12 protein-coding genes are annotated in these 18,857 nt (G+C 42.5%); 7 read left to right on the top strand and 5 right to left on the bottom strand.

Features of this window, described 5'->3' with window-relative positions; translation table 11 throughout:
- Nucleotides 1-128: 128 nt before the first annotated feature.
- From DW036_RS09230 to folE, 6 genes are all read left to right on the top strand, one after another.
- The gene (locus DW036_RS09230) at nt 129-998 is read left to right on the top strand and encodes a M23 family metallopeptidase (RefSeq protein WP_007210077.1); all 870 of its coding nucleotides are present in this window, start codon (nt 129-131) and stop codon (nt 996-998) included.
- A gap of 105 nt (nt 999-1,103) precedes the next feature.
- Nucleotides 1,104-1,646: a DUF1599 domain-containing protein gene (locus tag DW036_RS09235; protein WP_007210078.1), complete on the top strand. Its 543-nt coding sequence runs from the start codon at nt 1,104-1,106 to the stop codon at nt 1,644-1,646.
- On the top strand, nt 1,636-2,976 hold the full coding sequence (locus tag DW036_RS09240; protein WP_118464264.1) for a BT_3928 family protein: 1,341 nt from the start codon (nt 1,636-1,638) through the stop codon (nt 2,974-2,976). The genes DW036_RS09235 and DW036_RS09240 overlap by 11 nt, the downstream gene beginning before the upstream one ends.
- Nucleotides 2,977-3,030: 54 nt before the next feature.
- Nucleotides 3,031-3,786 carry a triose-phosphate isomerase gene (tpiA, locus tag DW036_RS09245; protein ID WP_118221144.1) on the top strand — a complete coding sequence of 252 codons (756 nt, stop codon included), beginning with the start codon at nt 3,031-3,033 and terminating at the stop codon, nt 3,784-3,786.
- A 102-nt stretch (nt 3,787-3,888) separates the two neighbouring features.
- Entirely contained in the window at nt 3,889-4,344 is a 456-nt protein-coding gene (locus DW036_RS09250; RefSeq protein ID WP_118221416.1) for an SPOR domain-containing protein, read from the top strand.
- Nucleotides 4,345-4,354: 10 nt separating this feature from the next.
- Complete coding sequence (gene folE, locus DW036_RS09255) at nt 4,355-4,948, top strand: GTP cyclohydrolase I FolE (protein WP_007210082.1); 594 nt, start codon at nt 4,355-4,357, stop codon at nt 4,946-4,948.
- Nucleotides 4,949-5,116: 168 nt separating this feature from the next.
- Here the strand turns inward: folE and dnaG are convergent, their stop codons facing one another.
- The 5 genes from dnaG to DW036_RS09280 form a co-directional block, all read right to left on the bottom strand.
- On the bottom strand, nt 5,117-7,201 hold the full coding sequence (gene dnaG / locus DW036_RS09260) for a DNA primase (RefSeq protein WP_118463462.1): 2,085 nt from the start codon (nt 7,199-7,201) through the stop codon (nt 5,117-5,119).
- A 317-nt stretch (nt 7,202-7,518) separates the two neighbouring features.
- Nucleotides 7,519-8,424 carry a helix-turn-helix domain-containing protein gene (locus DW036_RS09265; protein ID WP_118221146.1) on the bottom strand — a complete coding sequence of 302 codons (906 nt, stop codon included), beginning with the start codon at nt 8,422-8,424 and terminating at the stop codon, nt 7,519-7,521.
- Between the two features lie 136 nt (nt 8,425-8,560).
- On the bottom strand, nt 8,561-10,672 hold the full coding sequence (locus tag DW036_RS09270; RefSeq protein WP_158585954.1) for an ATP-binding protein: 2,112 nt from the start codon (nt 10,670-10,672) through the stop codon (nt 8,561-8,563).
- 1 nt (nt 10,673) lies between these two features.
- Nucleotides 10,674-13,034, bottom strand: a complete 2,361-nt coding sequence (locus DW036_RS09275) for a transporter substrate-binding domain-containing protein (RefSeq protein ID WP_118221148.1) — start codon at nt 13,032-13,034, stop codon at nt 10,674-10,676.
- A gap of 3 nt (nt 13,035-13,037) precedes the next feature.
- Complete coding sequence (locus tag DW036_RS09280; protein WP_118463465.1) at nt 13,038-15,785, bottom strand: ABC transporter substrate binding protein; 2,748 nt, start codon at nt 15,783-15,785, stop codon at nt 13,038-13,040.
- 817 nt (nt 15,786-16,602) lie between these two features.
- On the opposite strand from DW036_RS09280, the gene DW036_RS09285 reads away from it, so the two are divergent.
- Nucleotides 16,603-18,681 (top strand): LruC domain-containing protein, encoded by a 2,079-nt coding sequence (locus DW036_RS09285; RefSeq protein ID WP_118463468.1) that lies wholly within the window; start codon nt 16,603-16,605, stop codon nt 18,679-18,681.
- Nucleotides 18,682-18,857 lie beyond the last annotated feature (176 nt).

Genomic DNA, 18,857 nt, shown 5'->3' on the forward strand with positions numbered 1-18,857 from the left:
AGGTAGTTAGAAGCTGTTTTATTCTATGTCTTTTAGTCCCTTTCCGAAAAAATAGTTAAGAACAGCCTTTCCATTTAGAGAAGAAATACTACCTTTGGGAGAATTTTTAAAAAAAATGGCGAAACGGAATGAATTTCAATTGCATTAAAACGATTTTGATAGCTGCGACGGCAATGGTCAGCCTGAATTCTTTTTCTCAGGATTTGATTGCCCGACAAGCCCCCATCGACAGGAAACTAAAGAGCGTTGACTCGTTGGCTTTACAGAAACAGATACGTGCTGAACAATCTGCTTATCCAGGTCTAAGCCTATATCCGACTTGGAACAATGAGTATGTACAAGCTTACGGCGATGCTATCGTTCCTGAAAGCTATAAAGTGGATCTGACAGGTTTCTGCATGCCTACCACACATACGAAGATTACCGATGTATTCGGTTATCGCCCCAGAAGACGCAGAATGCACTATGGCTTGGATGTTAAAGTATTCATCGGTGATACGATTCGAGCAGCTTTCGATGGTAAAGTACGCGTAGTAAAGAATCAGGGACGCCGTGGATATGGCAAGTATATCGTTATTCGTCATGACAATGGACTGGAGACAGTTTACGGACACTTGTCCAAACAGATCGTAGAAATTAATCAATTGGTTAAAGCCGGAGAACCCATCGCTTTAGGTGGCAATACCGGACGTTCTACCGGTTCGCATCTTCACTTTGAAACCCGCTTCCTGGGAATTCCTATCGACCCCGCTTTGATGTTCGACTTTGAAAAGCAAGACGTTGTTGCTGATCATTATACTTTCACTAAGACCAAGACTTCAAAAGGAACTGCTCGCAGCATGGCTTCCGGTGAAGGTTTGTTCTATAAAGTGAAGAGTGGCGATACATTATCTAAGATTGCATCGCGTCAGGGAGTATCTATTGACAAGCTTTGTCAGTTGAATCGTATTACACGGAAAACAATCTTACGTCCGGGACAGGTATTGCGTTGTTCGTAAGATATCAATAAACCCATAAAGGAGAGGGCACTTTAATATAATTTAGAGTGCCCTCTTTTCTTTTTTCTTTAATTATTCCTACCTTTGCAACCAATTTGTAAGGAAATGAAAGATACCAAACAACAATTTGAGCATGTCATTGCCATCTGTCGTGATTTGTTCTCCAAGAAACTACATGATTACGGTCCGGCATGGCGTATTCTCCGTCCGGCTTCCGTGACTGACCAGATATTCATTAAAGCCAATCGTATCAGGAGTATTGAAACCAAAGGAGTGACGTTGGTGGACGAAGGAATACGTTCCGAGTTCATTGCGATAGTCAACTATGGCATTGTCGGATTGATACAGCTGGAACTGGGATATGCGGAATCAGCCGATATCACGAATGAAGAAGCAATGGCGTTGTATGACAAATATGCTAAAACTTCATTGGATCTGATGCTTGCCAAGAATCATGATTACGATGAGGCATGGCGTAGCATGCGTGTCAGTTCATATACTGATCTGATATTGATGAAAATCTACCGTACGAAACAGATTGAAAGCCTGTCGGGACAGACTTTGGTTTCGGAAGGAGTGGATGCTAATTATATGGACATGATTAATTATTCCGTATTCGGTTTGATTAAGATTGAATTTGGAGACTAAGCAGAAACATATAATCTGGAAGAGTTGGGTGAATGTTTCCCGCTTTTTACTGGCGGTGGTATTCATCTTTTCCGGCTTTGTGAAGGCAGTCGATCCGTTAGGCTCTTTTTATAAGATTCAGGATTATCTGACGGCTTTCGGAATGGCCGCATGGTTTCCTACATATTTGCAGTTACTGTTTGCCATCGTATTGTCTGCATTGGAGTTTTCGGTAGGTGTTTTCTTGTTTCTAGGGATAAAGCGGAGGTTTGCTACAACCATGGCGTTGTTGCTGATGATTGTGATGACACCGCTGACACTCTATCTGGCATTAGTGAATCCGGTGTCTGATTGCGGCTGTTTCGGTGATGCATGGGTATTGACAAACTGGGAAACGTTTGGCAAGAATGTAGTATTGTTTATTGCAGCCGTATCTGTCTTCAAAGGTGGAAAACAAATCATCCGCTTTATTACGGCGAAAATGGCATGGATGGTTTCCATGTATACATTCTTTTTCGTGTTTGTGCTTTCATTCTATTGCCTGGACAATCTGCCTATTCTGGATTTCCGTCCTTACAAGATCGGAAAGAATATCAAAGAAGGCATGGAGATACCCGAAGGAGCAAAACCAAGTGTGTTTGAGAGCAAGTTTATTCTGGAGAAAGACGGAAAAAAGCAGGAGTTTACACTGGATAACTACCCGGACAGCACATGGACGTTTGTTGAAACACGTACAGTGTTGAAGGAAAAAGGATACGAGCCTCCGATTCATGACTTCTCTATAGTGAGTCTGGAAACCGGAGAGGATCTGACCGATAGCATTTTATCAGATAAGGGATATACATTCTTGTTGGTAGCTCATCGTATTGAAAGAGCTGACGATAGCAATATAGACCTTATTAACGAGATCTATGATTATAGTGTGGAACATGGTTATGGATTTTATGCCCTGACTTCTTCACCGGAGGAACAAATAGAATTGTGGCGTGACAAGACCGGAGCGGAATATCCTTTCTGCCAGATGGACGACATCACCTTGAAGACCATTATCCGGTCCAATCCCGGACTGATGCTGATAAAGGATGGCGTTATCCTGAATAAGTGGAGTGATGACAGTTTGCCGGATGAATACGTGTTGACGGATAGCTTGGATAAGCTGGAACTCGGTCAGCAGAAAAAAGAAAGTGATTTGCGCACGATTGGTTACGTTCTTTTGTGGTTTATCATTCCGTTGCTGATGGTTATTGGTGTGGACATTCTGGTTGTGAAGCGCAGGGAAAGAAGGAGAGCGAAAAATAAAGTGATTGGCGATGGAGTGATGAGTGATAAGCAAGAGCTTCCACAGTCATAAATCACAAATTATAAATCAAAAATACATTAACCCTTTTAATAAATAAAAAACAAAATGAGAAAAAACATTGTTGCAGGAAACTGGAAAATGAACAAAACCCTTCAGGAGGGTATTGCTCTTGCAAAAGAACTGAATGAAGTATTGGCTAACGAAAAGCCTAACTGTGATGTAATCATCTGTACTCCTTTTATTCATTTGGCATCGGTTACTCCGTTGGTAGATCCCGCTAAGATTGGTGTAGGTGCTGAGAACTGTGCTGATAAAGAATCAGGTGCTTACACTGGTGAAGTTTCAGCTGCTATGGTTGCTTCTACAGGTGCTAAATATGTAATCCTGGGTCACTCGGAACGTCGTGCTTACTATGGCGAAACGGTTGCCATCCTGGAAGAAAAAGTAAAATTGGCTTTGGCTAACGGCCTGACTCCGATCTTCTGTATCGGTGAAGTGTTGGAAGAGCGCGAGGCTAACAAGCAGAATGAAGTAGTTGCCGCTCAGTTGGCTTCTGTATTCTCTCTGTCTGCTGAGGATTTCTCTAAGATCGTGTTGGCTTACGAACCGGTTTGGGCTATCGGTACAGGTAAAACTGCTACTCCTGCTCAGGCTCAGGAAATCCACGCTTTTATCCGTTCATTAGTTGCTGACAAATACGGTAAGGAAGTTGCTGACAACTGTTCTATCCTTTACGGTGGTAGCGCTAAACCGTCTAACGCTAAGGAATTGTTCGCTAATCCTGACGTTGATGGCGGCTTGATCGGTGGTGCAGCTCTGAAGGTAGCAGACTTCAAAGGTATCATTGATGCTTTTAATTAATAGATAATGGAAGATTGATAATTGATAACCGGTGAAATGCCGGTTGTCGGTTATCAATTTCTATATTCATATTATCAACCGTCTATTATTTTATTATTCATTATGAAGAAGCTTGGTTTACTTTTAATTGCATGCTTTGCTTTCGCCGCTTTTGCTTCGGCGCAGAATAACATTGTGAAGAGTTTGGAACGCAATGTGCCGGGACAGGGTAAAGTAACCATCCATCAGGATGCCCGCATCGGGGCTTTGATAGGTCAGGAATATATTCCCAACGGAACGGAGAACAGAGTGCTTAAAAGTCAGGGTTTCCGTGTACAGGTGTATGCCGGAAACAATACCAGTAGAGCCAAGAATGAAGCTCACGCTGTGGGCTCACGAATTAAAGAATATTTCCCGGAACTTTCTGTTTATACCTCTTTCAACTCTCCCCGCTGGCTGTGCCGTGTAGGAGACTTCCGCAGTATTGAAGAAGCGGATGCCATGATGCGCCAGTTGCGTGCTACAGGCGTATTCAAAGAAGTTTCTATTGTGAAAGAGCAGATAAACATCCCTTTATAAAAACTTACTCATGTTAGGAAAAGAAGAAATTGTATCTCCTGCACTGGATGAACTGAAAGAACACTATCAGCGTATTATAACTTTATTGGGCGAAGATGCTGAACGCGAAGGACTACTGAAAACCCCCGAACGCGTAGCAAAGGCTATGCTGAGTTTGACAAAAGGCTATTTCATGGACCCGCACGAAGTGCTCCGTTCTGCCAAGTTCAAGGAAGAATACAGTCAGATGGTGATTGTGAAAGACATTGATTTCTTCTCACTTTGCGAACATCACATGCTTCCGTTTTACGGAAAAGCACACGTGGCTTATATCCCCAACGGTTACATTACAGGGCTGAGCAAGATTGCCCGTGTAGTGGATATCTTCTCCCACCGCCTTCAGGTGCAGGAACGCATGACGCTCCAGATTAAAGAATGCATCCAGGAAACACTGAACCCTCTGGGTGTAATGGTGGTTGTGGAAGCCAAGCACATGTGTATGCAGATGCGTGGGGTTGAAAAGCAAAATTCCATAACAACCACTTCCGATTTTACAGGTGCTTTCAATCAGGCAAAGACACGTGAGGAGTTTATGAACCTCATTCGCCAGAATTCATTCACATAACAATCCCGTACGTTATTTCATTAAAGGAAACTGCAGTTCCCATGAAGGGGGACTGTCGTTCCCATTAAAGGAAACGCGTGTTCCCTTTAGGAGAAACCGTCGTTCTCATTAGGGGAAACTGTCGTTTCTGCATGAGGAAACTATCGTTCTCATAAAGAGTAAGGTGATTTAACCGAGTACAACTCTGTCTCCCAACCGTTTGGCCATAATACTTTTGATCTCACGCAGTTCTGAGTAGCGTTTCATGATAGAGGTGCATTGTTCTTCATCATTGGCTACGGCAGGGTCTTGCAAGGCATACATCATGTGTTTCATTTCTTCACTGATGATGGCGAACTTGAAATTAATCATGAGCGTAGGCACCAATTCGAATAGGCGTTCCTCGTCGGTTACTAACCTTTGGGCTTTGGAGTGATACTTGCTCAGTTGGTAGCGGTCGGCAATCAACTCTGTACTTAGCTTGCTGATAGTAGAATCAGGATGCGCCAGGAAATACCGTTCTGCAGTAAAACCTTCATTATGTATATGTTCTGCCGCTTCCGTCAGCATCTGCCTGTGCAGCGGGTTGTGGAAGGCCAGTTCATCTTCCTTCAAATCATTGACTACGTATTCCGTTACCGTAATGGGAGTTTCTTTCCCTTCCTCATCGGGAACGTTGCATAATACTTTCTCTCCGTAGCGTACTACCATTTGCAGGATAAGGCGCTCGTATTTGTAAAATTCCTGTCCTTCTTTTCCTTCCTGTGGGATATAAGATACGTATTCGGCAGCTTCCGGTGGAAGCGGTGCACCACCGTCAGGCATTTCTCCATCCATGGGATAAGGAGGCATGTCTTCAGGGTAGGGTGGTTGTATTCCGTCGGGAAGCGGTGCTTGTGCAGCGTCGCGGGCTGCATTATTCTTTCTTGTTTCCCGGTTTCTTTGTTCCGCTTGTTTCTCAGCCTGCGTTTCGCGTCGTTTGGCAACTTCCGAAACCAATAGCTTGTCTTCTATACGAAGCAGCTGGCTACATTCTTTAATATATACATCGCGGACAATTGCTTCAGGAATAATAGATATACTTTGTACAAGATTACCGATTAATTCAGCACGCTTGATAGGATCTTTTCCTGCATCTTCCAGTAGAAGGTTGGTTTTGAAACGTATAAAGTCACTTTCATTATCTTGTATGAATTTCTGGAATTCCGTAGCGTTGTGCTTACGTGCGAAGGAGTCCGGATCTTCCCCATCGGGAAGTAGGCAAACTTTGATATTCATTCCTTCTTCCAGCAGCATGTCAATACCACGTAGAGAAGCCTTGATACCTGCCACATCACCGTCATAGAGTACCGTAATGTTATTGGTGAAGCGGTGAATGAGCTTAATTTGTCCCGGAGTCAGTGCCGTACCCGAAGAGGCTACCACATTCTCCACACCTGACTGGTGCATGGAAATAACGTCCGTGTATCCTTCCACCAGGAAGCAACGATCTTGTTTTACAATAGCCTGTTTGGCAAAATAAATGCCATACAGTTCATTACTCTTATGATAGATTTCCGATTCGGGAGAGTTGACATATTTAACCTTTACTCCCTTTGTCGCACTGCTAAGTACGCGCCCACCGAAAGCGACCACCTTACCTGAAAGTGTGTGCACCGGAAAAATAACGCGTCCCCAAAAGCGGTCACGCAAGCGGTGATCGTCCGTTTCGTAACAAAGCCCTGTCTTGACGAGATATTCTTTCTTGAATCCCTTCTTGATGGCTTCCTGAGCCATGGCATCGTGACTTTCTGTGCAATAGCCTAACTGGAACTTTTCGATGATATCATCCCGGAAACCACGGTTGCGGAAGTATGCCATACCGATGCTACGTCCGTCCACGTGGTTTTTAAGTATATTTTGGAAGTAATCACGTGCAAAGTTATTCACGATGAACAAACTTTCACGTTCGCTCTGCATCAGCTTCTCTTCGCTGGACAGTTCGCGCTCCTTAATTTCGATACCGTATTTCTTTGCCAGATATTTCAGTGCTTCGGGGTAGCTCATCTGCTCGTGCTCCATAATGAAGTGCACCGCATTGCCACCCTTACCGCAGGAAAAGCACTTGCACAACCCTTTGGAAGGCGACACGTAGAAAGACGGCGTCTTGTCATCATGGAACGGACACAAGCCTACATAATTTACACCTCGCTTGCGCAACGTAACGAAGTCCGATACAATGTCTACAATCTGTGCGGCATCCAGAATTCTGTCTATGGTAGGTTGGTCTATCATTGGATAATTGTTTTTGCGAATGCAAAGATAAAAAAAATCCCCCGTTGAGGACGAGGGAACCTAATGTTTTCACAACGGAATGGTCCTTATTGTGATTTGCTTCATTTTAGTCTGACAAAGATCTGTAAATAAATGGGGAAAAACAATAAGGTGTATATTGATAAAAATCATCATAGCATTGTTCCTAATGTCTTAAGGATACTAAATCAAGAAAGACGAACTTCACGGTCCATCTTTCTACGATAAATAAAAACATTTATTTGTCGAAAGTTGGAACTTTATATTCCGGCATAATCTATTGATCTCTATAATTAGAGTTATATCTTTTCTCCGTTTCGGGGTAGCAACGACTGCTCGTCTAATAACTTACCGTTACGTATTTCTGTCGGAGTTCCACCAAAATGTTTACGACAGAATGTTATAAAATGAGAAGTGGTAGTAAATCTGAACTCAAGCATAATCTGCTTAAACGGAATTTCCTTCTTCATCAACCTGCTTTTAAGCTGTTGAGCCATTTGCTTCTGCATCCATTTATAAGGTGTTTCTCCAAAATTCTCTTTAAATAGTTCGCGGAACGTTTTAATGCCATATCCCAAACGCGCTGCAAGTTCCTCTGCGGTTTTTGCATACATATAGTTACTCATTACCGATTCGGAAAAATTAGGATCCTGACCAATAAAAGGGTAGTAAACCTGTATACGTTCTTCGTCAGTATAGAAATGTTTAAAGATAAGATATATTTCCTGTGACTTCACAAGATAAATGTGATTGCAGGAAAGACCATGCTTCCGGTAATGAATAAGTTCCTCTACGCACTGTCTAAGTTCTGGTTTAAGACTCACCTTGTCCCATGAATAGTTGCCTTCAGCCTTTTTCTTTATGAGTAAACGTATCCGGTCTTCCATACATTCAAACTTCGTGCCATTATATTTTAATAGAGCTATATGGGATGGTTTAATCACTGTCCCCAAAAAACTCATATTCCGAGGAAGGAAAAACATCTCGCCCCCTTCGAATATCTTATTTTGGAACTTGCCGAATGTCATCTTTATCTCTCCAGACAATACAAACAACATATAGTTATCATTTGTATTATGTACAAACTGGTAGTTAGGTTCCGAAAGGTATAAGTCCTCAAAACCCACAGGAAAAACCGGAGTAAAGTAGATGCAATCTTTCTGCTTATGTGTACACAATTCCAAGATGCTTTTTTTAGATGTCATATCCTTTATGTTAATATTGCGGCAAAGATCAAATCAGTCGTAAAGATAAACAAATGGCGTGAAAGAAAATCTCATGCAACAATTTATTTCCGTGCCAGACACTCAACCGAACGAGGAAACATATACATTTCTCCGTTTATGAAAGTACCGGATGTACAAATATAAATCGGGCGCCATTAGTATAAGACGTGTCCACATAGACCTGTCCTCTTACCAAATTGGCTATCCGTCGGCAAATATTCAACCCCAAACCCGTACCTTGTTTGAAATTGTCCAGTTTTTCAAAACGTTCAAAGACAGTTTCAACCTTGTCTGCCGGGATGCCACAACCGGTATCGGAAACGGAAAATTCCCATTTTCCGGCTTTCCTGCAATAGGCAAGGATAATATTTCCTTTCTCAGTGTATTTGCAGGCATTGGTGAGAAAGTTCGTAAGGATTTGCCGCAATCGGGCAGCATCCGTACGTAACACCAATGAAGAAGCATTGGGCGGCTCATCCAAAAGAAGCCGGACGCCGGGCTGGGCGCGATGCTCCACACTGGCTAAGGTGGAATGGCACAGCTGGCTGATTGGAACATCCGACAGGTTCAACGTATAGGTATTGCTTTCCAGTTTGGACAAATCGAGAATATCGTTAATCAAAGTCGTGAGCAGGTCTGTGTTGGTACTGATTAACCCAAGCATTTCTTTGCGTTCACCTTCAGTCAGCCCTAAATCTTCTCCGCTATTGAGTACCTCAGTAAATCCAATGATAGCATTCAGTGGAGTACGGATCTCATGGCTCATGTTCTGCAAGAAAAGAGATTTCAGCCGATTGGCATTTTCAGCCTCACGACGAGCTTGTTCGGCTATAGCTTTCTCTTTTTTCAGTTTCTTGAAGCTTTGCCTGCGAGATATGCTATAGGCAACAGCCAACGTTGTAACCACCATCAGCGACACTCCTAGGATTATAGCCAAAAGAAGATTCTGATTCTTGCGTACTTCCATCAATTCTGCACGCTCTTTTTGGTAAAGTGCCTCCTTGTTCTTTTTCTCCAACTCGTTGCTCTGTTGTTGCAGAGTCAGTTCCTGATTATGCAACTGTAACTGGTTTCGTTCCCGCTCTACGACCAGCAATGTTTGTTGAGTCTTCGTGTGATCTAATTCCAAGCGTGAATTCCGCAATTCCAGCCGGTCTTTTTCCGCATTTAACCGCTCATTGTCAAAACGGGAAGTTAAATCTGCCAATAGTCTGTTGTTATCTGCTGTTCGCGTGGAGTCCTTCAGCCTTATATACTCCTGAGACCACTTATACGCTTGCTCAAAGTTGTTCATGTCTTTGTAAATCAATTCTTTTTCTTTGAGCTTTGCCACGTCATCACTGATGGAGTCGCATAACGCGATGGCTGTCTCATAGTTCTTTATAAAACGATGATATTCGGCCACAAGTATAAAATAACGTTCACGACTGGCACCGTATAATGGATACATCCTGCGTAAGTTGTCCGCTTTCTGTATATATTGGAGGGCTAAGTCCACATTGTAGGTATACAACGACTCTTCTCCCAAAGCAATATAGTTTATTATTTTCGCCGTCTTATTCGGTGTAGCCTGCAATGCTTTCCTATAGTAAAAGATAGCCGAATCGGACATCGCAAATCTGCTATATGCCATGCCTATATTCTGATAGATACCTCCCAGATCCTTGCCGCCATTGTTCGAGAGACTATACTCCAGAGCCTTTTTATTCAACTCCAGGCTTTTTGCGAAATCTCTTTGCATAGCATATATATTGGCTGCATGCTTGTAAAACATGGTCATCCCATAGGTGTTGTTCATCCGGATTGCTTCCTTTTGGAATATCTGCACTTCATCCAACGCCTTGCCATACCATCTCCGTCGCTCGTAATAAGTAATCAGTTTGAGCCAAGTACTGAAAATATATTGCTGATAGGGAGTTCTCTCAATAAATTTGCGGGCATCCAATATCGCTTTCTGAAGGGCAGGTATATTTTCTACAAAATAGTAGTGGTCACATTTGATATGCAAGGCTAAACATTGAGCCTTGATATCCTTTTTCTGCCCGGCACGCCGGAACAAAGTGTCGGACATCGCCAATACCCGTTCTTCTTTTAACATTCTATTACAATGCATGTAATAGGCATATAGTTCATCGTCAATCTTGAAAGGATTGTTCTGTCCCTTTAAGGGTAATCCCAATGCCCACCCCATTATAAATAGTAAACAATATGTCGTTTTATATTTCATTTTACGCATACTCTTTAAGGATGATTTCGGCTTCGCAAGGTATCCATGCCCAAAATTTAGAGCCTTCTCCCTCCTGAGAGGTAAATCCAATTTTACCTCCACATGCATCTACTATCGCCTTACAGATGGACAGTCCCAACCCCGTGCCTTGTACAAATGGATTCAATTTCTCGAACCGCTGGAAAACAAGGTACTGCTTCTCTGCTGGGATGCCGTTGCCCGTATCCTCGGTATAAATCCGGATTCCTCCATCCACATAAACATAACCGACTTTGATGTATCCTTTGTGGGTATGTTTGATTGAGTTAGTGGTGAAATTGGTACATATTTGTGCCAATCGGCTACGATCCAAACAGACTTTACATTCAGCGTATGGACTCTCTGTAATGAACTGTACCTCTGGATTTGTAGAGCGCTGCTGCAATGATGCAGACAGACTGACAAAATAAGCAGCCCAGTCGAAAACCTCTCTGTGCAGTGTCACTTCTCCCGATTCGATCCTTGACAAATCGAGTATATCGTTAATCAGATTCAGCAATAACTCATTATTCGCATTGATGATGCGTATATATTCTGCCCGTTCCTCAGCATCCACAGTTTCCTGCAATAAACCGGAAAAGCCGACAATGGCATTTAGAGGTGTGCGGATTTCGTGACTCATGTTAGCCAGAAACGCCGATTTCAGCTTGTCGGACTGTAGTGCCCGTTCTGTTTCAAGTTCCAATTTATGCTGGGTACGGATCAGATCAGTAATATCTCTCCGTAAACCGGAATATGCTGTTATCTTGCCCGAGGCATCTCGAATCGACATCCCGTTGATAATGACATGGCGGGTATCTGGATATTCGCTTCCTTCCAATGGAAGCAATTCCCATTGTACAGTGAAATTTTCCTCCAGCCCTTTCTCCAGAAGATTCCGGAATTGTCTTACTTTCTCCTGTTGGGAAGGGACTACCATATTCTGCAAAAGTGTTTCTACAGCCATCGTTTTCTGCGAGCCTTCATCACCGTTGTCCAACTTTATAGTTTGGCTGGATAAATTGTAATCCCACATCAGGATATTACTATGATAAAAAACATACCGCATCTTCCTTACATATTCATTTACCTCACTATTCAATTTCACAATTTCCGTATTATCCCGTCGAAATCCAACGTATTTGATAACCCGACCCGTAAGAGGATCTTTTTCAAAGGGAGTACCGGTAATGTTAAAATGACTTTGCTTGTTATCACCGGGTAACTTTACACTGACGTTTATGGAATAACTTTCATCACGGCCTTCCAGCATCATTGTGATATAAGGTTCCATTTGGCTGCTTTTACCCATACGCCGGCGATATTCCTCCAAGGAGAGTAAAGTTGTCTCATCATAGCCATTGGCCGGATCATTGTAAGTCTTATAATTTGCAGCCAATGCATCAAACTCCCAAAAAATAATATTTGAACCTTTGATGGCAAGCGATAACTTTAGGTTCTCTTGCTTGGCTTCTCTATTTGCTTTCTTCACTTGCTTGCGCAACAGAATAATAAAAAGATAGCCTATAAGAACTGCCAGAACCAAAATCCCCAAGGCAAAATAAAGCCATCGGGGAATACCCTTTTTCGCCGGAATGCTGAACCACTTGTTGAAAATCCGATCATATTCGCCATTGCGCTGTAACCTGTAGAAGGTATTATCAATAACCGTCAATAAGGAATCATTGTTGCCGGCAAAGCAATATTCCTCGGGGGGCAAATTTAGCTCGGACATATCCAGATTGCTGAAACCTTGCTTGTAAATAATACTCCGTGCCATTTCTTGATTACACATGGCTACATCATATTTCCCTTCGGCCAGCAATCGAAGCCCCTCATTCATGTCCGGAACCACTACTAAATGTGCATGGGGCATCTCTTCTTCCATTTTCTCCTGGGTGATGGCACCTTTCTGCACAATTACCTGCAGTCCTGCCAGTTCTTTCAATCCGCTCATCGGAGCTCTTCCTTTACGGAACACCACGTTCAGATAAACAAAGGTATGGATTGCTCCGAATTTAAACTGCTGTGCACGACGGTTGGAGTACATGATGCCTGTAATCAGATCTACCTTTTTCTTACTGTATTCTTCCACCACATCCGGCCAGTATTCCAATGAAAGTTCATAAGGAAGACCGACCTCTTTCATGATAGCACGGATCAGTTCCACATTAAAGCCGTCAGGCTCCCCGTTATCATTGATAAACTCATAAGGAGGGAATGCCCAGTCGCCTTTGATTACCAGTCGTTCGGAAGGAATAGCTTGCGCTGTCCCTGTCCCTGCAACTTCAAACAGCATTACAGACAAAAGAAACCAAAAACGTTTTTTGACTATCTTATACATAACTTATAATTTACTTGTTCTGCCTATCTCTGTAATTTTATTGCCTGGTAGGGTAAACCAAAACGTGGAACCTGCTCCGAGTTGTGAATCCGCCCCGATTTTTCCACCAAACCGTTCTATTATACTTTTGCAAATAGAGAGTCCCAATCCCGTTCCTTGCTTGAAAGAATCCAACTTTACGAAACGGTCAAAAATGGACTGTACTTTCTCGGAGGGCATTCCTTCGCCGGTATCCGTAAGATAGAAATACCAGTTTCCATTGTCCTGCTGCCGGTAGCCGAACAGGATGCTGCCCCGATGAGTGAATTTTATGGCATTGGTCATGAAGTTATTCATCACTTGCATGAACCTGTTAGGATCAATATTCAGCATTAGCTGGGGAGTGGATTCTGCAAAAACGATTTCAACTTCAGACTGCTTCATGCGCCAGCGGGTCGTCTTTTCCAACTCCGAGAACAAAGCATGCACATCCACATCCTTGTATGTGAACTCCATTGTGTCGGCTTCTATTTTAGATAAATCCAGAATGTCATTAATCAATTGGAGCAATAACTCCGTATTGCTCTGGATGATTTCCGAATATTCGGCTTGCTCAGAAGAGTCTTCCGTAGTGGCCAACAGACTGGAAAAACCAACAATTGAATTTAATGGAGTGCGAATTTCATGGCTCATATTCGCTAGGAATACATCTTTCAACCTATTTGCTTCTTCCGCTGACTTCTTGGCTTGAAGAAGCGTGTCTTCCAGTTCCTTTTGTACACTGATATCTTTATTTGCACCCACTAACACCGCTGGTTTCCCTTCAGCATCATATCTTAAAACTGTTGAATGAGCACATAGCCAGATGGGAGTTTCCAATGTCCGGTAAAAACTTTTGTATAAAGAAAACTCCTTGTGCAAAGAAGGCATATCTCCATGTGCGAATTTAGAAACACTCTCGCGGATATTCTCTCTCATTTCCGGAGAAATCAAATCAAAGAAATCCTTTGACTTGCATTGATTGCCCGCAGGCAAGATTTCAGGAATGCTATTGATGCTATCGTAAAAAATAGTGTCTTCCTTTATATCATAGGTCCATAGACTCATCTGCGCTACTTCCATGACAGTTTGTAATCGTTTATTCAGTTCGTTCAATTCCTCAATATTTTGTTGTTGTTCCGTCATATCCCATGCTGTAATTAATAACCATTTCTTCCCATTGGGATGCAAAACTGTGCGTTTATTCACATAAAGGTAGAGGGTACTTCTATCTTGTTTTTCAAATCTGCACAAGCCGATAAACTGACCTTTACCCCGAAGGATCTCCTGATCATTCAGATTCATTCTCCTTGTCATTTCATTGGACGCTAACGCCACATCCATATTTTCCATAACTTCTTCTCTTGTAAGTCCGAATATGTTTTCTGCTTCCTTGTTCCAATAGAGAAACTTTAGTTCGTCTTGTATATCCCGCACGGCAACTGCCACAGAGAGATTGCTAAACAGATTCTCTAGGAAAGTCTTATTATCTTTCAATATCTGAAGCTTGCGCTCACGAGAACGCTGTTTGAGGGCATAAGCTCGTCCCCGCATAACAATGATTACTATAACCAAGGACAATATGACCATCAGCGTGACAATCGTCCATTTATACTTTTCCCAAAAACTTGGAGGAGCTTGCACGTAAACTGCTTCTGAAGGGAACAACTTCACTGGGATATTGTAATGGGAAAGATGTGCATAGTTTAATATTGTCGAAGGAGTTCCCCCTGTCATGACAGGCATCTCATGGGGGCACTCGCCTTTTAATATGCGATAAAGCATGTCAATGCAGTTTTTTGCCAAAGATTTCACATTGATATAGTGCCCTCCTGCAAAACTTCCACTTTCCAGATTCAGATCGGCTAAGGTAAATACCGGAGATTTAGAAAAGGCGGAAATAATTGTTTGTATATTGTCATCCAGATAAGTATCAATGCTATTGCGCATGGGAACAAACCAAGAGAAATAAATCAGCCCTGTACGGGAGTCTTCTATCGAAAGGGTATCCAGAAGATCTTGTGTGTTCAACTGGGGACTGGTCAATTCCTGAAGTTTTATTTCAGGAAAATAGAAATCCAACGTGTCTTTCAATTCGATACGGGTGAACAAACTAATGTAACGTTGATCGGAAATAAAGGTTATCCGATCCATATCCGGCATTAAGCTTTTCATCAACGTCACCGTTTCTTTAATAAATACCGGCTGCGTCAGCGCAACGGCATTATAAGAACTTATCACTTCACCGGTAGGCCTTAATCTTGATTTCAACCTCGTTTCATCCTTGTCCAGCATCACACTGATATCAGGAGCCATGCGGTCACGTGCCATGCTGATAATGGTCGGCACATCTTGCCATACATCCTCAAACAAAGGCTTGCATAGCAGCCATCCCGGATCACCGATAAATAGCAAAGCCAAGGGTTTCCGCTTCTGTTCGTATTTCGTCCGCAAATAACGAAGCTTTGCATTCGCCTCTTCCAATGATTGTAAGGAAGCCACAGCCAAGGCTTCCTCATGGACTGACAGGCTCAATCCCAAATCCTCCTTCATAACCTTGACATGGCTTGATGTGAACTCGTCACGAACTGCTTCAAAAAGCAGACGTGTTTTGACTTCATTAAAATTAATGGAATTCAAGACCAATATATAATCTGTATCTTTTTTATCTTGCGCATGCAAACCTCCTACCATTCCTACCCATAACAAAAGAATATACAGTACTTTTCTCATATTTATTACCGTTGTTTGTTGGATACCATCTCTATCTAAAAAAATACATCTACATTTTCCGCCATCCTCTTAAGGCTTCATTTCTATGTCTCTTTGTCCTAAGATTTAGCGTCAGATATAGTTTTAACAAAATTAGCGTTTTGTTAATTGGGTGGTTATACCAATTCAGGTAAATAATATACCTATCTGGGGTAACTTGCCATATTTAACCCGTTGGCGGGATTGGAAACTGGTCAGGGCTTGACCAACAACGTCTCAAATAAGGCTCAAACCCGTATTTGCTCCGTTTCATTCCCGTATAAGGGTACCTCTAACCGGGTTTATAACGGAGAAGATACGGCGCAAATGCGGTTCGGGTCGGAGCCGGGTAAGGACAGAACCGCGCCTTGAGCTCTTTCTTGCTTATCCGAACGTTTTACGAAATCGGATGCCAAACGGCGTAGCTGTGAACTTTGCAAAGTATATTTAAGGAAAAAAACAGAAATCGATACGTGCCGTAAAAGGTGAGGAAACTGTTTTGAAGTTTTTGACAAAGGCTTGATTGAAAACACAGCGTGAGCCATGCCGGAGGCCAATATTTTAAAAGGTATTATTTTTTACAAGAGGAAAGAACTTGTTTTTCTCTTTGTTCGGAGGACCATTATTATGAAAGGTCAGATGCCTTAATTTTATCAAAGAAAGTAGGGAATAGGTACGTCTTTTACCTTAATATATACGTGGATAAGAGAAAATAGTCACTTTTCATAACAACTAATACTCTCTTTTGTGCTTTCTTTACATATAACTAACATGTATTGGAGACTATTTATATACTGTTATGAAAAAGTTAAACTTAATATGCTTGTTTCTGGGATTCGTCGGATTGTTTTTTGCATCCTGTTTACAAGAAAAGGATGTATACAATCCGGATAGAGATGATCAGGACGAAAACAAAGTAGGCTTGATTACAGATTTCTCTCTAAAAACGGATAAGACATCTGTAACTATCCATGCGACAACCATCGACGGGAGAGCCGCAGAAGGTGTGAAATATGGTATTTATACCAGTAATCCGTATTTGAATGAAGACGGGAGGTTGGAAAATCCGGCATTTGTAGGTTATACAAATGGAGATGGAAAACTGGAAGCCAAAGTCGTGGTAGCCAATAATGTTACTCAACTCTATATCATTCCCCTCTCTGCCGGTTATGCTGTCGGAGGCACAGAAGGGCTTCAAGGCTATGCTGTCCGGAATTCTGTCACAGCCGATTTTGCTCCGGTACCTTTTCCTATGGCTACCCGAAGCCGGGCTGCCGAGGATGAAGAATATGTGATAACAAGAAACATCAGCAATAACTTTCAGGAATTGTGCGTGCTTTATCAAAACCAAGAAGTAAGTGCCCAAGGGATTCCTATTCCTGCGGAAAATGGAGGGTCCGGTTTGGTATCCGCAACTACTCTTTCTGAGAGCTTTATCCATCAAGTCGATGGCCTATATCCTGAAAGGCAGAATGTAAGTGACGCCGATTTTTCCAAAAATTCAGATTTAAGAGTAGTAGGCAAGAATGGTGCGGAAGTGTGGGTCACTTATATCGGTGATGGTGGTTTCAATGTGAAAAACGGTACTGTATACAATTCATTGATGTATTATAACTATACGGACAGTGAACTGTCATCCATGGATCACCTGACTCCAGCCACGCTGCACATGACCATGCTAATACCCAATACCAACCAAAGACAATGTCCGGCAGGATTAAAGGTGCAACTGCTGTACTGGGATGGAAACCAGTACAGTAAGACCTTTCCGGAAGGTACCCGTATCGGCTTTGCAGTGGCTCGCGAAGGCTATAAAGGAAACGGAAACCCTGTAACAGATGGATCAGCATATGGCTTTAAGAGAGTAAGTGGCTCGAACTTGTATCCTCAATTGAACGGTGATGTAAAAGGTAACTATTATTCGACTCCCCAGTTGAATCAAGTAGGGAAATCACAAGCAGTCACACGCTGGATTGACGATTTTGAATGTTGCGTTACGGGTATTGACATTCGTCCGATTGGAGACAAGGATTCAGATTATGATTTTAACGATGTCCTGTTTGCCGTATCTTCCAGCCCGATACCTGATGCAATCCGGCCGGGGGTTGTAATTGATCCGGTTGATGTTACTGTTGCGTCCGAGTCCATATACGGGACACTTGCTTACGAGGACCTATGGCCAAGCCAAGGTGACTATGACATGAATGATTTCGTTGTCAACTATACTTATACCTTTGGTAAGAATGAGGCAAATGAGATTGTAGGAGTCCGTCTGGAATTCGAACCGATAGCTAAAGGTGCGGCAGGTTCCACCCAAATAGGCTTCGGAATTGAATTACCCTTAAATGAAAGTGATGTAAGCTCGGTGGAGGGGGCTACTTTAGAAAGAGATAACGAGAACGCTACATTTATCATATGGGAGAACGTGAGCAATATCGACAAATTCAGTGGTGCTTTTATCAACACCGAAAAGGGTAAGGGCTTCGTGTCAACCGACAAAAGGACGGTTGTCATTACCTTTAACTCTCCGGTGAACGACTTGTCTGTAATGAAATTCAATCCATTCATCTTTGTGGGTTCACGTTCTCATGAGATCCACTTGCCGGACTATAAGCCAACTGCAAAGATGGATTTTAATTTATTACACACGGGGAAAGATTGCTCGGACCGTTCCACCGGCATCTACTACCGCATGGAAGATATGTACTCATGGGCTTTGGATTTTCCACGCGCCACAAAAGATTCTCCGGCATGGAGATACCCTAAGGAACGTTCTTCTATCATTAGTGCCTATCCGGGCTATGCCGACTGGATAGCCGATAAAAACAACACTTCATGGTACGAAGAAGAAAATAGCAATACGGAAGAAATATATTGATCCGCTTACGATTCCGGAGGGGGTGTACTCTGCTACCAATTACAATGTAAATAGTATGAACTACGCCCCAATTGTGAATCTCTGAATGTCATCCCTTCCTTTATTAACGAATTGAAGAGAGAAGCCCCACTGTCTTTTCCGTAAGCCTCCTCTCTTCAATCCCTTAATCTCACCTA

It is taken from the genome of Bacteroides sp. AF39-11AC (assembly GCF_003474285.1).
Taxonomy (GTDB): domain Bacteria; phylum Bacteroidota; class Bacteroidia; order Bacteroidales; family Bacteroidaceae; genus Bacteroides.